The sequence below is a fragment of the Vibrio sp. St2 genome (genome assembly GCF_947311885.1).
In the GTDB taxonomy this organism is placed as follows: domain Bacteria; phylum Pseudomonadota; class Gammaproteobacteria; order Enterobacterales; family Vibrionaceae; genus Vibrio; species Vibrio coralliilyticus.
Genome location: NZ_CAMZNA010000019.1, coordinates 13797 through 28961, shown reverse-complemented (window position 1 = coordinate 28961; position 15165 = coordinate 13797). Strand labels below are relative to the sequence as shown.

Genomic DNA, 15165 nt, shown 5'->3' with positions numbered 1-15165 from the left:
TTATCAAAGAGTATTACCATGAACGAACTGACCATTCTTGCCACGTTAGCCACTGTCCACTTTATCGCTTTAATGAGCCCTGGGCCGGATTTTGCGCTAGTGGTACAAAACGCAACACGTTACGGTCGCCAGACGGGCTTATACATTGCGCTTGGCTTGTCGTTTGGCATTCTGCTTCACTCTGTACTGAGCCTAACGGGCGTCAGCTACCTTGTTCACCAGCAGCCGACTTTATTCGCGGTGCTGCAACTCGCCGGTGGTAGTTATTTGTTCTATCTGGGTTACAGCGCACTCAAGGCCAGTTGGTCAACACTACGTAATAACAAACAAAACGACGAGCCACCCGCTCAAACCAGCTTATTACTGAGCAACAAGCGTCAGGCTTTTTCGCGCGGCTTCGCCACTAACATCCTCAACCCAAAGGCGTTGGTATTCTTTGTCAGCCTGATGTCGAGCTTAGTGCCAGCCAGCATGTCACTGAGCGGTAAAGGAATGGCATTGGTCATTCTTTGGGGGCTCTCTTTGCTATGGTTCTCATTTCTTGCTTGGGCCTTATCAACTCAACGTATGCAGAGAAAAATTCATTCTCTGGCCGTATATATCGATAGCCTTTGTGGCGTCCTATTCACACTTATCGGCCTAAGCATTTTGTGGCAATCCCTGTCCGCCCTGCTCTCAAGTGTCTAAAATTTGATTCGAGATTACATTTTCATAACAAATCCTTAGACTCAAAGTTACTCCACTGTCACTCTTGTCGCTGCATAAATAACAAGGAGAACAAGATGCAGTGGAAACGTACTTTCCTAACGACGTGCCTATTATTAACGTCCGTTGGTGCTGCCGCGAATCAGGCTGCCGATTCAGTTGCCCCAGAACACAGTAGTGGCTTAGAACAAAAGCAACTGGTTAAGGCCAAAGACTGGATGGTCACCGCCGCCAACCCGCTCGCGACACAAGCGGGCGCTGATATCCTCAAGCAAGGCGGTAACGCTATCGATGCTATGGTCACCACTCAGCTCATGCTGGGTCTGGTTGAACCGCAATCCTCGGGGATTGGTGGCGGCGCGTTCCTGGTTTACTGGGATGCCAAAAAGCAGCAGTTAACGACTTATGATGGCCGTGAAACTGCGCCTCTAGCCGCAACCCCTCGCCTTTTCCAAGATGAGAAGGGCGAACCGATGCAGTTTTACGATGCCGTCGTAGGTGGCCGTTCTGTCGGTACGCCAGGTACCGTAAAACTGATGTGGGATACTCATCAGAAATACGGCAAGCTTGAATGGAAAAAGCTCATTGAGCCTGTGGTCGAAGTCGCTAAGAACGGTTTTACCATTAGCCCTCGTTTAGCAACCTTAATTGAGAAAGATGCAGAGCGCCTGTCGCGTTTCCCTGCCACAAAAGCCTACTTCTTTAATAGTGATGGCTCTGCCAAACAGCAAGGCACATTACTTAAGAACCCTGAATACGCGGCGACACTCGAAGCCATCGCCAAAGGTGGTGCGGATGCCTTTTATCAAGGCAAGATTGCTAGCGATATTATCAACACCGTTCAGTCAGCCGCTGGCAACCCGGGCGTACTAGCGCAAGCCGATTTCGATGCTTACCAAATCAAACAGCGTCAACCTGTCTGTTCCGCGTATCAAAGTTACGACATCTGCGGAATGGGTCCACCAAGTTCTGGCGCCCTTACCGTGGGTCAGATTCTGGCGATGACAGAGCAATTTGATCTCAAAAACTGGGGTCCTGAAAACGCCAAATCCTGGCAAGTTATCGCCGATGCTTCACGCTTAGCCTTTGCGGATCGCGGCATGTACATGGCCGATGAAGATTTTGTCCCTATGCCAACTCAAAGTTTGATCAATTCAGACTACCTTAAGCAGCGCGCGAAACTGATCACGCCAGGGAAAGCACTGGAGTCAGCACCGGCGGGCACACCACCTTGGGACTACGCTCAGCGCCAAAGCCGTGATGAATCCATCGAATTGCCATCCACCAGCCATTTCAATGTGGTTGATAAAGAGGGCAACGTGGTGTCGATCACCACCACGATTGAGAACGCGTTTGGTTCACGCTTGATGACCAATGGGTTCCTGCTCAACAACGAGCTGACCGACTTCTCGTTCCGTACCCACAAAGATGGCTACCCTATCGCCAACCGCTTAGAGCCGGGCAAACGCCCTCGCTCCTCAATGGCACCGACCATCATCATGCAAGACGACAAACCTTACATGGCGATCGGTTCTCCGGGTGGCAGCCGCATCATCGGTTATGTTGCCCAAGCGATCATTGCTCACACGCAATGGGATATGGATATTCAACAAGCCATCAACCAGCCACACCTGCTAAATCGCTTCGGTACATTAGATATTGAGCAAGGTACAGGTGCAGAAAAGTTCAAATCGGAGCTGGAAAAAATGGGCTTCGAAGTGAATATTCGTGACTTGAATTCTGGCTTACACGCAATTCTATTCAAAAATAATGAATTAGAAGGCGCCGCAGACCCAAGACGCGAAGGTGCCGCTATCGGCCAATAGCGTCGATCTGCTCACCAGCTTGTGCGAGATCTCTTACAGGCTGGTGAGCAAAAATAGCTTTTTTAGTGAGAAGATTACAACTTACGACGCGTATGTCATTGTAATAAAAGAAGACGTTCTAATTTTAACCAAACTTTTATTCAATAAGTCAAAATCTGTGCTATTGCTGAAAACCGTCAAAAACGTAATATTAAACCTGTCGGAAGGATGCTGACACGGAACAGGAATTACCACGGATTTGGTAATCTTCAGGAAGAAGATACGGTTGCTCAGGATGAACAATCGGCAAGGATAGCGAATAGGACATTGAACGGACTCAATAGTAACTAGGATGGTTGCTACTAAGGATGGGAAATGGACACCTCTGGACGAGGAAAGGACTTATCATCAGGATGATGAAAAGGACACCGCTCAAGGAACAAGCGAAGTGAGCTAACGAGGATTGTTAGCAGACCAGGATAGGGTCAAGGACACCGCTAGGATGGCGATGAATGGACTAAGCTGAAGGACATCAGCATACTATCAAGGATTTGATGCATGGAGCACTTCTAGTAGCCGGATTGCTGCGAGTAAGACTATAACCCCGATGGGCGCAAGCCCTCGGGGTTTTTCTTTATCTGCGTCTCTAAAAATTCATCAAGATATACTCGCATCTAACTTTTGACATTTTTTTTGTTCCCCACCAACCACGTGCTAGGTTAACGTCGTGATGTAAGTTCAATCACGATAAACACTATCAATAAGGAAGAAAAAATGAACAAGGTAACATTTCAGGGCAACCCAGTTCCGGTATCAGGCGAATTTCCACAAAAAGGTACTCAGGCAGCAGACTTCGCTCTGACAGCCGGCGATTTGTCTGAGCTGACGCTATCGTCGCTGAAAGGCAAAAAAGTCATCCTGAATATTTTCCCAAGTATAGATACGCCAGTATGTGCTCAGAGCGTTCGTCACTTTAATGAGCAGGCAGTAGGAAAAGACAATACAGTGGTAGTTTGTATCTCAGCAGACTTGCCATTTGCCGCGGGTCGCTTCTGCGAGATTGAAGGTATTGAAGGGGTTCAGCATGCCTCAACGTTCCGTTCACCACAGTTCGCTCAAGACTACGGTGTCGCTATTTCAGAAGGCCCATTGGCAGGCCTAACAGCACGAGCGGTTGTTTGCCTAAATGAAGAAGGCTTGATCACTCATTCACAGCTTGTCAGCGAAATCACTGAAGAACCGGATTACCAGTCAGCACTTGCTGCTATCTAAGTCCCTCAAGATCCAAAAGAGCGGCTCATCACCGCTCTTTTTCATTCTATAACAACTGCTCAATTTTACTCTTAAGCAGATTTAAGCGCTCAATAGCACTAGGCTCTCCCACAGCAAAATCGAACGCTTTGTCATTCAGTGCACACACGGTACCAATCGCTTCACCGCGATGCATGATAGGCAATCCGTAATAGACACCTAAACCAAACTTCACCAGATCTTCGTTGCCTCGCCACTCTTCATCTGCCACCGCATCTGCGACAAGTAAAGGGGATTGGGTATCCACAACCCGCTCGCAGTAGAGCTCATGACAGCCAGGCTGGACACTCTTAGGCCCTGCATCTCCGGCGTGATAAATGGGTTGTTGGTTAGCAGCAAAAACAATCATGGTTCCTGGTGTCGATTCCATGATCAATAGAGAGTGAAGACCAAACTGCTGAGCAATGGCATTAAGTTCAGCAGTTAGATCTTGTTGGTGGTTCGCCAACTGTTTGAACGACATAGCAATTTCCTCTTATCAGACGTTGCCTGCCTATTATTTAAACAAGCTCGACATAAGAGCAAAATTTAACCGTCAGAGTGTGAGCAAGATAAAATTAGAGCTTTTCCAACTTAGCGTAAGCCGTCACCAACCATTTGATGCCTTCACCATTGAATGCGACCTGAACTCGGCTCTGTGGGCCACTGCCTTCAAAATTGATGATCGTCCCTTCACCAAATTTTGGATGCATCACCCTTGCACCTAGGCTAAAGCCAGTTTCATTGAAACTCTCTTTGACCACAGTCTGACTGAAACGCCCCGAGCTTGCCGGGCGACTGACCTGCGCTTTCATACGCACTTCATCTAAGCAGCCTTCTGGCAATTCACGAATAAATCGCGACGGTTTATGATACTTGTCCTGACCGTACAAGCGACGCATCTCAGCATAAGTGATGTAGAGTTTCTCCATCGCCCGCGTCATCCCCACATAGCAAAGTCGACGTTCCTCTTCCAATCGCCCCGCTTCTTCAGCAGACATCTGACTAGGGAACATTCCCTCTTCGACCCCGACCATAAACACCAGTGGGAACTCCAGGCCTTTTGCACTGTGCAAGGTCATCAGTTGCACCGCATCTTCGAACTCATCAGCCTGCCCTTCACCCGCCTCAAGCGCAGCGTGAGTCAGGAACGCCGTAAGCAAGGTCATCTCTTCCGCTTCTTCTGGTTTTTCGAACTGGCGCGTTGCCGTTACCAGCTCTTCCAAGTTCTCAATACGTGCTTTGGATTTTTCGCCTTTTTCCTGCTCGTACATAGCGAACAAGCCGGAGTATTTGATCACGTGGTCCGTCTGCTCATGCAGAGACATTTCACAGGTATCATCTTCCAACGCGCTGACCAGCTCAACGAAACGGCTTAACGCCCCCGCCGCTCGACCAGCCAGAACTTGCTCATCCAGCAAAGCAACACTCGCTTGCCACATGGTGCAACCACGATCCCGCGCTGCAAAACGAATCGTCTCTAAGGTTTTGTCTCCGAGCCCACGTGTTGGTGTATTAACCACACGCTCAAACGCCGCGTCGTCATTGCGGTTTGCCATCAATCTTAGATAACTCAGCGCATCTTTGATTTCCTGACGCTCGAAGAATCGCATACCACCGTAGATACGATATGGCAGGCCAGCCTGAATTAACGCTTCTTCCAGTACACGAGACTGGGCGTTGTTACGATAAAGCATGGCGGCATCATTCAGTGCACCACCTTTTTCCTGCCATTCCTTAATCTTGTTGACCGCGAAGCGGGCTTCATCCAACTCGTTGTAAGCAGAGTAAACCGAGATAGGCTCACCTTCGACGCCATCAGTCCATAACTCTTTACCCATACGCTCGGTGTTATTGGCAATCAGAGTGTTGGACGCTTCAAGGATGGTTTTGGTCGAGCGGTAGTTTTGCTCCAGACGAATGGTATTTACACTTGGGAATTCGCGGGTGAACTTCTCAATGTTTTCAATCTTAGCACCGCGCCAGCCATATATAGACTGGTCATCGTCTCCAACAATCATCACGTGTGATTCTGGACCAGCCATCATTCGCAGCCAGGCGTACTGAATGTTGTTGGTATCTTGGAACTCATCGACCAAGATATGTTTAAAGCGTGCCTGATAGTGCTCGCGGACAAATTTGTTATCACGCAACAACTCATGAGCACGCAGAAGAATTTCGGCAAAATCGACCAAACCAGCTCGGTCACACGCTTCCTGATAAGCCGTATAGAGCTGCAGATAGGTTTTGGTCACAGGATCGTGGTAAGCATCAATATGATTTGGACGCAGACCTTCGTCTTTCTTGCCGTTGATCCACCAGCTTACCTGACGTGCTGGCCACTGCTTCTCATCCAGATTTTGCGCTTTGATGAGACGACGCAGCAGTCTTTGCTGGTCATCCGTATCGATGATCTGAAAATCTTCCGGCAACTTAGCATCAAGGTAATGCGCGCGCAGAATACGATGACAGATACCGTGGAAGGTGCCGTTCCACATCCCAGAAGCACTGCCCATCATCAGCTCTTCAATACGGCCTCGCATTTCTGCTGCGGCTTTATTGGTAAACGTCACCGACATAATGGAAAAAGGAGACGCCTGCTCCACCGACATCAGCCACGCGATACGGTGCACCAGCACCCGGGTTTTACCACTCCCCGCGCCCGCTAGGACAAGTAAATTTTCAAGTGGAGCGGCAACGGCTTCACGCTGCTTATCGTTAAGGCCGTCAAGAAGTAATGAAGGATCCATTATGAGTTCAGCTACTGGTTATCTATACATGAAAATCGATTATAACCTAAACACCCTGCCTATTTCAGAAGAAAAAACACAAATTTTTTATGTTGCATTTTCTTTAAAAAACATAGCCTTAAATAAACAAAACCAATAACAAGGCGTTTTTTTATAATTTTTCTGAAAGTTTATTTGCGCTTTTTCTATCCTTTTAATTAAGCAAGTTGATGAATTAGCTTGTGAAAAATACCCAAGTGACCTCTAAAGAACCGTTTTGACGGAGATTACTTGGGTATTCACTAAGAAAGGAAAAGTCTGAGGAAATTACTATGAAAAAGTCTAATCTTGCTGTTACTGCTGCTGTTACTGGTCTACTAGCTCTAGGTGGCACAATGCTCACTGCAGCACCTGCTGTTGCTGCAGAGAAAGAGAAATGCTACGGCGTTTCAAAAGCAGGTAAAAATGATTGTGCAACCAAAACCAGTTCTTGTGCAGGTACTGCAAAAGAAGATAACCAGAAAGATGCCTTCGTAGTCGTTCCTAAAGGACTATGTGGCAAGCTAGCTGGCGGTAGCACTCAGTCTTCTTAATAGATTGGATAAGGCGACCTAGGCTCAACCCGGTCGCCTTTATTTTTGTTTTACTCGCATAGGAAGAGTTCGTGAATAAGGACAACTACCACGACCAGGTGGGTGTAGGACTGCGCTCTCCTCATATCGATTATTTCACTGACAATAAGCCCGCCTTATCTTGGCTGGAGATCCACAGTGAAAACTACTTTCAGCCCTACTCACCAGCTAGACAAAGCCTGCGCAAACTGATGGATGACTACCAGATCAGCTGTCACGGCATTGGTTTATCACTGGGCAGCGTTGAAAGAGTCAATCCCAATCACCTTAAACAACTCAAATCGCTCATTGATGAGGTCAACCCATTTTTGGTCTCCGATCATCTCAGTTGGAGCGAAAATGGCGGCCACTATTTCAATGATCTTCTGCCACTGCCTTATACAGAAGAAGCTTTGGAGGTGTTTTGCCGCAATGTCATCGAAGTTCAGGATTATATTCAGCGCCCAATGCTGATAGAAAACCCATCGAGCTATGTGAAGTTTGCTCACTCTACGATTGTCGAATGGGAGTTTCTGACTGAGGTACAGAAACGCACCGACTGCCGACTGCTGCTCGATCTCAATAATATTCACGTTTCCGCCTTTAACCACGGTTTCGATAGCCAGACCTACATCAACGCGATTCCCGCCGATAAAGTCGATGAAATTCATTTGGCAGGCTTTACGATTAAGCAGTTGGAAAAAGGTGAAATCTGGATTGATACCCACAGTCAGCCTGTTTCTGATGAAGTGTGGACACTATACGAACAATGGCTGGCGACTCAAGGCCCTCGCCATACGCTGATTGAATGGGATCTGGATATTCCCCAGCCTGACGTGTTACTGGCAGAATGTCATAAAGCCAGTGAGAGGCTAATTCAGTTTGACGCTCTGCAGGGGAGAAAGGCGTCATGACTCAATCTCTAGCAGAGCTGCAAAAAAACTTCGCCAGTGCCCTACACTATCAAGCAACGGGTGATGCCTGTGATATCTGCTCTGATACTTTCAGTGCCGACGAGCGAATGCAGATTTACCGCAACAATTTCATCATCAGCTTAAGCGAAGTACTTCAGGCCACTTACCCTATGGTACTGGCACTGGTGGGTGAAGAGTGCTTTGAGCAACTGGCTCGTCAGCATGTTCTCGACCACCCTCTTTACTCTGGTGACGTGACTTACTATGGTGAACATTTCGCGACCACCATAGAAGCTTTCCCTGCTGTGGTTGAAGCGGCACCTTATGCGGCGGATGTGGCACGTTTTGAATGGCAGATCGATGTCTCTCAACAGCTTCAAGGGGGTGTCAAAACACCAGAGGCTATTCTACCAATTGCTCGCTTGGCGGAAGTCGCAGAACAGCAGCAGCCTTACATCCATTTTCATCTTTCGCCCGGCACTTTGCCTTTTCATTCGCCCTACGCGGTGTACTCGCTGCGTCTGGCCATTGAGAATAATGATTTCGAACAGCTGACGCTCAATCAGGCCGAATATGGCGTGATCATCAGTCAACCCGACGGTCAATGTTGGACTATGTCGCTCGATCAGCTGCCTTTTGAACTGCTTCAGTATCTCAGCTCAGGTTGCACGCTAGGGGAAATCCCTGAAACGCACCTGCCTTGTCTGGGAGTACTACTGGAGAACCAGTTAATTTCTGGGTTTTCTCTCGCCCAATAAGAATAAGGATTGTTACTATGTCTAACGCAATAAAAAACATGATCGAGAGCTACGACGCCTTAGTCGACAAAGCCCAATGCGTCTTTGTGCCACTGCTGCTACTGTTTTGTCGACTCTGGGTTGCCTGGGTCTTTTTCAATTCTGGCCTGACTAAAATTGCTTCTTGGGACAGTACTCTGTACCTATTTGAGTACGAATATCAGGTGCCGATTTTGCCTTGGGAGCTGGCAGCTTACATGGGTACCGCTGCCGAGCTTATTCTGCCTGCGTTCTTAGCATTCGGCCTGTTGACCCGTCCAATGGCGGCCATCTTGTTCGTATTCAATATCATTGCCGTCGTTTCCTACCCGCTGCTATGGGAGAAAGGCTTCTACGACCATCAGCTATGGGGCTTGATGATTCTCAACGTCGTAGTCTGGGGACCGGGCTTAGTTTCTCTGGATAAGTTGATTAAGAGTAAGTTACAAGGCTAAAACCCATACGAAAACGCCCTCCTAATTGGAGGGCGTTTTTAGTTTCAAATATCAGTGCTTAAACACGAATCCCTGAATGACGCAGCAAGGCATCGATTTGCGGCTCACGACCACGGAATCGCTTGAACAGCTCCATTGGTTCTTCACTGCCGCCCATTTCGAGAATGTTGTTTAGGAAGCTCTTACCGGTATCGGTATTAAAAATGCCTTCTTCTTCAAAGCGTGAGAAAGCATCTGAAGAAAGCACTTCTGCCCACAGGTAGCTGTAATAGCCTGCACTGTAGCCACCAGCAAAGATATGGCTAAAGCTGTGCGAGAATCGGTTCCACTCCAGACTTGGCAACACAGCGACTTTAGATTTCACATCCGCCAGTGTTTCCAGTACGCGAGGACCGATTTCAGGGTCAAACTCAGTGTGCAACGTGAAATCAAACAAACCGAACTCGAGTTGACGAAGAATAAACATCGCCGACTGGAAGTTCTTCGCTGCCAGCATCTTATCCAGCATTTCTTTTGGCAGTGGTTCGCCCGTTTCGAAGTGACCAGAGATAAACGCTAGCGCCTCTTCTTCCCAACACCAGTTCTCTAGGAACTGACTTGGCAACTCGACCGCATCCCACGGTACACCGTTAATGCCTGAAACTGCCCCGGTATCGACCTGAGTCAGCATGTGGTGAATACCGTGGCCAAACTCATGGAATAAAGTCACGACTTCATCGTGAGTAAACAGCGCAGGCTTGTCGCCAACCGGCTTGTTAAAGTTACAGGTCAGATATGCCACTGGCGATTGCAGCTCACCTTTCGCATTGATACGACGCACACGGCACTCGTCCATCCATGCACCACCACGCTTGTGCTCACGCGCATACAGGTCAAGGTAGAAGCTGCCTCGAAGCTGATCGTTGGCATCAAAGATATCAAAGAATCGTACTGACTCATGCCAAACATCAACGCCTTCTCGCTCTTTGACACTCATACCAAATACGCGGTTTAGGACTTCAAACAAGCCACTGACGGCTCTTTGTTCTGGGAAGTAAGGGCGTAGCTCTTCGTCAGAAATCTGGAACAAGTGCTGCTTCTGCTTTTCACTGTAGTAAGCAATGTCCCAAAGGTTGAGTTCTTCAACACCAAACTCGCTCTTAGCAAACTGGCGCAACTCTTCAACTTCACGCTCGCCTTGCGGCTTGGCTTTGTTGGCAAGGTCATTGAGGAAGCCCAACACTTGCGATGGGTTTTCTGCCATCTTAGTCGCCAGAGACTTCTCGCTGAAGGTATTGAAACCCAGCATACGGGCGATTTCATAACGCAGCTTCAACTGCTCGTTAATGATTTCACTGTTGTCCCACTCGCCCGCTTTCGGGCCACGATCCGAGGCGCGGGTGACGTAAGCTTCATACAGCTCTTTACGTAATTCCTGATTGTCACAGTAAGTCATCACAGGAAGGTAAGATGGGATATCCAGCGTTAGCAGGTAACCATCCAGCTCTTTGGATTCAGCCGCCGCTTTGGCTGCTGCCAGAGCAGACTCCGGCATACCTGCCAATTGTTTTTCATCTTCAACGTGTTTGGTCCAACCCATGGTCGCGTCCAACACATTGTTGGAGAACTTAGAACCCAACTCAGACATACGCTTGCTGATCTCACCGTAACGGTGCTGCTCGTCGGCTGGCAAACCGATGCCTGACAACTCGAAATCACGCAGGGAGTCTGTGATGGTTTTCTGCTGTGCCTGAGTCAGCCCAGCGAATGCCTTGCTCGCTTTAATCGCTTTGTATGCTTCAAACAAGCCTTTGTGCTGCCCTACCCAAGTGCCGTATTCGGACAATAGAGGTAAGCAGCTTTCATACGCTTCACGCAATTCATCACTGTTCATCACCGAGTTCATATGGCTCACAGGTGACCAAAGGCGGCTTAGGTGATCATCCACTTCTTCAATCGGTGCAACGACACTTTCCCAGCTTGGGTCGCTGTTTCCTTCCAGTACCAGATCGATTTTCGCCCGGCAGTCTGCAATCGCCTGTTCAACGGCTGGTTTCACATGTTCAGGTTTGATTTCAGAAAACGGGGGCAAATCGGTAAAGCTCAGAAGAGGATTAGACATAAAGCATTCCTTTTATTGGCAAAAAGCGAACTGACGGGTTCGTCTTTGTTATTTCTCGTTCGTCTTAAATAGTAAATATAGGTAGGTTCAGCAATTTTCAATAGTGACGTATACTACAGCTATTAAATTACCCGGTGTTGTCACCAGTTAGAGAGTGTCATTTTGTTAAGTTATCGCCACAGTTTCCACGCAGGCAACCATGCTGACGTGGTTAAGCATATTGTTCAAAGCCTTATCCTCAACGCGCTCAAGCAAAAAGATAAGCCATTTGTTTACCATGATACCCACTCAGGAGTGGGTCGCTATGACTTAACCCACGAATGGTCAGAAAAGACAGGTGAATACAAACACGGTATCGCGCGTGTCTGGCAACAAACTGAGATTCCAGAAGAAATCCAAAGCTACCTTGAATCGATTCAGACACTGAACAACGGTGACAAACTGCGTTACTACCCAGGCTCGCCGCGTGTCGCTCACGCGCATTTGCGTCCGCAGGACCGCATGGTATTAACGGAACTTCACCCAAGTGACCACCCGTTACTGGAGCAGGAGTTTCATCGCGACCGTCAGGTCAGCATCTATAAGGAAGATGGCTTCAAGCGTTTGAAGGCGAGCTTACCGCCGCAGGAGCGTCGTGGTCTGGTACTGATTGACCCACCTTACGAACTGGCAAAAGAATACCGTGATGTCGTCCAAGCGATTTATCAGAGCTATAAACGCTGGGCCACGGGGATCTATGCTATTTGGTATCCGGTCGTTAATCGCTGCGACATTGAAGACATGATTGAAGGTCTTGAAGGTCTTGGCATCCGTAAGATCTTACAAATTGAGCTGGGTGTTGCGGCGGACAGCAATGAACACGGAATGACCGCGTCAGGCATGATTGTGATTAATCCGCCATGGAAGCTGGAAAGCCAGATGAACGCCATTCTGCCTTTCCTCAAAGAAGCAATTGCGCCTGCAACCGGTCATTTCAAAGTAGACTGGATTGTACCGGAATAACGGACACTCGCGCTCAATGTACAGCGCAGGCCGAAGAAAAATTAAACAGGGTAGATTGAGTTCAACCGATCTATCCTCCATATCAAAGACAATGAATTAAAACTCGCAGGGAGCTTGCGACTGGGCAACACATGTCGCACAGCGCCTTAATCCCGCAATAATTGGAGAAAGTAATGGCGACTCATTTTGACTATATCTGTATCGGTGGCGGTAGTGGTGGTATTGCTTCAGCAAACCGAGCAGCGATGTATGGTGCTAAAGTTGCGCTGATTGAAGCTCAGGATCTAGGCGGCACGTGTGTAAACGTAGGTTGTGTACCGAAGAAAGTCATGTGGCATGGTGCTCAGGTGGCTGAAGCGATGAACCTGTACGCTGAAGACTACGGTTTTGACGTTGACGTGAAAGGCTTTGACTGGAGCAAACTGGTTGAAAGTCGCCAAGCATACATCGGTCGCATTCACCAGTCTTACGATCGCGTACTTGGCAACAACAAAGTCAATGTTATTAAAGGCTTCGCTAAGTTTGTTGACGAGAAAACCGTTGAAGTTAACGGTGAGCACTACACCGCAGATCACATCCTAATCGCTGTAGGTGGTCGTCCAACGATTCCTAACATCCCAGGTGCAGAGCACGGTATCGATTCAAACGGTTTCTTCGAGCTGAGCGAGCAACCAAAACGCGTAGCGGTTATTGGTGCTGGTTACATCGCCGTTGAAATTGCCGGCGTACTTAGCGCTCTTGGCACAGACACTCACCTATTCTGTCGTAAAGAATCACCGCTACGCAGCTTTGATCCAATGATCATCGAGACTCTGGTTGAAGTGATGGAAGCGGAAGGCCCAACACTACACACCCACTCAGTGCCAAAAGAAGTGGTTAAGGAAGCCGATGGCAGCCTGACGCTTCACCTAGAAAACGGCAATACTCAAAACGTCGATACGCTGATCTGGGCTATTGGTCGTCATCCAGCAACCGATGCTATCAACCTAGCATCAACGGGTGTTGAAACTAATGACCGCGGTTATATCAAAGTCGATGAATACCAGCAGACCAACGTGTCTGGTATCTACTGTGTCGGCGACATCATGGAAGGCGGTATCGAGCTAACGCCAGTGGCAGTTAAAGCGGGTCGTCAGCTATCTGAGCGCCTGTTTAACAACAAACCTGACGCTAAGATGGACTACAACCTAGTACCAACGGTGGTATTCAGCCACCCGCCAATCGGTACTATCGGCCTGACAACCCAAGAAGCTGAAGAGAAGTACGGCAAAGACAACATTAAAGTCTACACGTCAGGCTTTACCGCAATGTACACAGCGGTCACTAAGCATCGTCAACCATGTAAGATGAAACTAGTCTGTGCCGGTGAAGAAGAAACCGTAGTCGGCCTACACGGTATCGGCTTCACGGTAGATGAAATGATCCAAGGCTTCGGCGTTGCAATGAAGATGGGCGCAACCAAAGCAGACTTCGACTCTGTGGTGGCTATCCACCCAACGGGCTCTGAAGAGTTCGTGACTATGCGTTAATCACTGACTAGTGATAACCAAACGACAAAGCAGGCCAATGGCCTGCTTTTTATTTGGCCCCAGGATGTAAGTAAATACTTACTCTACGCTTACTAAGCCGTATTCATTGATTGTTGTGTCATCATCTGACCCATAGAACATACCATCAGTCGCTCCAAAAGCCGTGATACCTTCAACCTTATGATTAGGAAATGAATGGACTGGCTCAATAAGCAGCGACTCGTTACCTCCGCTACTCGCCATACTTTGCATAAATGCCATGTCCTCGAGATGAAAAGAGTGACTCGTCCGATACATCATTGAATGAGGTTGCGCATTTTGTTTCGAATCCAATGCTTTATCTTCAGGATCATACGACGCCACACCAAATAGTCGATGTGAGGAAGAACTAAAATAGAGATCGGAGATATCTCGGCTTGTAGACCATGATGAGGGGGCGGTAATAACTCCCACTTTTTTTAATACTAAAGGGATCACACCAGTAGCAGCTATATCTTGTAAGGGACGAATGTTTTCCCAATACAGCCCGCCTGAATTTCTATCGCCTAGCAGGATATTGTAAGAGTCATCATCGTCGTTAGACGGTGCACATGCCAAACCTTCAAAAGAAATACCGTCGAGCTCATCTGGGTTTGAGGATTGAGAATAAGTAGCGACCAAACGCAGCCCTGTACTTAAACCACCCTGAGACGGCTCTCTTTCTAATAAAAACAATCTGCCATAATCACCCTTGTAAAAACTGCTTTCAGCAGCCAAATAATATGTCTCATTGAGTTGGCAAATGGCTTCAATATCATTGCCACGCTTCTGCTCTAGGGGCCATGAGACTTGGCTTTGGTCGATTGGAATAATACTGGCGTTGGAACCATGACGTTCAACCATGGCGAATCTTGGTTTGTTTTCATCTCCAGGTTTGTTTTTCTCATCGAATACGGCAAGTGTATTGTAGTCGTAGATTTCACCCGACTCAGCGTAGTCACCCGCAGCAAGGCCACTAATAGGGCTATAGACTTGCGCAGAAAACTCGAACTCCTGTTCATCACACCCAACTAGAGCCATGGCCAATACAGCTATACTCCCCCAAACGCGAGGATTCTTACCGTTCGTTTCTCTTCTCATTTGTATTCCCTTCCTTATTTACACAGCGAGCCTCTCACCAAAAGTGAAAAGCGGAACGAAAAGTTAATGAGTTACCTGCTCGAAGAGAACGGAATTACAAGGAAAGACACGGAATAAAGCTCAAAGAGA

14 protein-coding genes are annotated in these 15165 nt (G+C 48.0%); 10 read left to right on the top strand and 4 right to left on the bottom strand.

What is annotated here, in order from left to right:
- The first annotated feature begins 18 nt into the window (after window positions 1-18).
- The 3 genes from QMA41_RS24695 (at window position 19) to tpx (ending at window position 3782) form a co-directional block, all read left to right on the top strand.
- Window positions 19-687, top strand: a complete 669-nt coding sequence (locus QMA41_RS24695; RefSeq protein WP_045987460.1) for a LysE family translocator — start codon at window positions 19-21, stop codon at window positions 685-687.
- A gap of 95 nt (window positions 688-782) precedes the next feature.
- Entirely contained in the window at window positions 783-2531 is a 1749-nt protein-coding gene (gene ggt / locus QMA41_RS24690) for a gamma-glutamyltransferase (protein ID WP_281630829.1), read from the top strand.
- Window positions 2532-3284: 753 nt separating this feature from the next.
- Window positions 3285-3782 (top strand): thiol peroxidase, encoded by a 498-nt coding sequence (gene tpx, locus QMA41_RS24685; RefSeq protein ID WP_281630828.1) that lies wholly within the window; start codon window positions 3285-3287, stop codon window positions 3780-3782.
- 46 nt (window positions 3783-3828) lie between these two features.
- Here the strand turns inward: tpx and QMA41_RS24680 are convergent, their stop codons facing one another.
- Window positions 3829-4284: a GAF domain-containing protein gene (locus tag QMA41_RS24680; RefSeq protein ID WP_281630827.1), complete on the bottom strand. Its 456-nt coding sequence runs from the start codon at window positions 4282-4284 to the stop codon at window positions 3829-3831.
- 94 nt (window positions 4285-4378) lie between these two features.
- On the bottom strand, window positions 4379-6553 hold the full coding sequence (gene uvrD, locus QMA41_RS24675; protein ID WP_029236297.1) for a DNA helicase II: 2175 nt from the start codon (window positions 6551-6553) through the stop codon (window positions 4379-4381).
- Between uvrD and QMA41_RS24670 the strand changes: the two genes are divergently transcribed.
- From QMA41_RS24670 to QMA41_RS24650, 5 genes are all read left to right on the top strand, one after another.
- Complete coding sequence (locus QMA41_RS24670; RefSeq protein WP_171346512.1) at window positions 6552-6689, top strand: hypothetical protein; 138 nt, start codon at window positions 6552-6554, stop codon at window positions 6687-6689. The genes uvrD and QMA41_RS24670 overlap by 2 nt on opposite strands.
- Before the next feature lie 172 nt (window positions 6690-6861).
- The gene (locus tag QMA41_RS24665) at window positions 6862-7122 is read left to right on the top strand and encodes a DUF2282 domain-containing protein (RefSeq protein ID WP_006957632.1); all 261 of its coding nucleotides are present in this window, start codon (window positions 6862-6864) and stop codon (window positions 7120-7122) included.
- A 71-nt stretch (window positions 7123-7193) separates the two neighbouring features.
- Window positions 7194-8054: a DUF692 domain-containing protein gene (locus tag QMA41_RS24660; protein ID WP_038514392.1), complete on the top strand. Its 861-nt coding sequence runs from the start codon at window positions 7194-7196 to the stop codon at window positions 8052-8054.
- The gene (locus QMA41_RS24655; protein WP_038514389.1) at window positions 8051-8812 is read left to right on the top strand and encodes a DNA-binding domain-containing protein; all 762 of its coding nucleotides are present in this window, start codon (window positions 8051-8053) and stop codon (window positions 8810-8812) included. Before QMA41_RS24660 ends, QMA41_RS24655 begins: the two co-directional genes overlap by 4 nt.
- Window positions 8813-8829: 17 nt before the next feature.
- The gene (locus tag QMA41_RS24650; protein ID WP_021458614.1) at window positions 8830-9285 is read left to right on the top strand and encodes a DoxX family protein; all 456 of its coding nucleotides are present in this window, start codon (window positions 8830-8832) and stop codon (window positions 9283-9285) included.
- A gap of 58 nt (window positions 9286-9343) precedes the next feature.
- Here the strand turns inward: QMA41_RS24650 and prlC are convergent, their stop codons facing one another.
- On the bottom strand, window positions 9344-11386 hold the full coding sequence (gene prlC, locus QMA41_RS24645; RefSeq protein ID WP_281630826.1) for an oligopeptidase A: 2043 nt from the start codon (window positions 11384-11386) through the stop codon (window positions 9344-9346).
- A 162-nt stretch (window positions 11387-11548) separates the two neighbouring features.
- Between prlC and QMA41_RS24640 the strand changes: the two genes are divergently transcribed.
- Both QMA41_RS24640 and gorA read left to right on the top strand, forming a co-directional pair.
- Window positions 11549-12388 (top strand): 23S rRNA (adenine(2030)-N(6))-methyltransferase RlmJ, encoded by an 840-nt coding sequence (locus QMA41_RS24640; RefSeq protein ID WP_281630825.1) that lies wholly within the window; start codon window positions 11549-11551, stop codon window positions 12386-12388.
- A 173-nt stretch (window positions 12389-12561) separates the two neighbouring features.
- Complete coding sequence (gene gorA / locus QMA41_RS24635) at window positions 12562-13917, top strand: glutathione-disulfide reductase (RefSeq protein WP_171750218.1); 1356 nt, start codon at window positions 12562-12564, stop codon at window positions 13915-13917.
- 78 nt (window positions 13918-13995) lie between these two features.
- Here gorA and QMA41_RS24630 read toward each other — a convergent pair whose 3' ends face one another.
- A complete protein-coding gene (locus tag QMA41_RS24630; RefSeq protein WP_281630824.1) occupies window positions 13996-15036 on the bottom strand; it encodes a hypothetical protein in 1041 nt (346 codons plus the stop codon).
- Window positions 15037-15165: the final 129 nt, after the last annotated feature.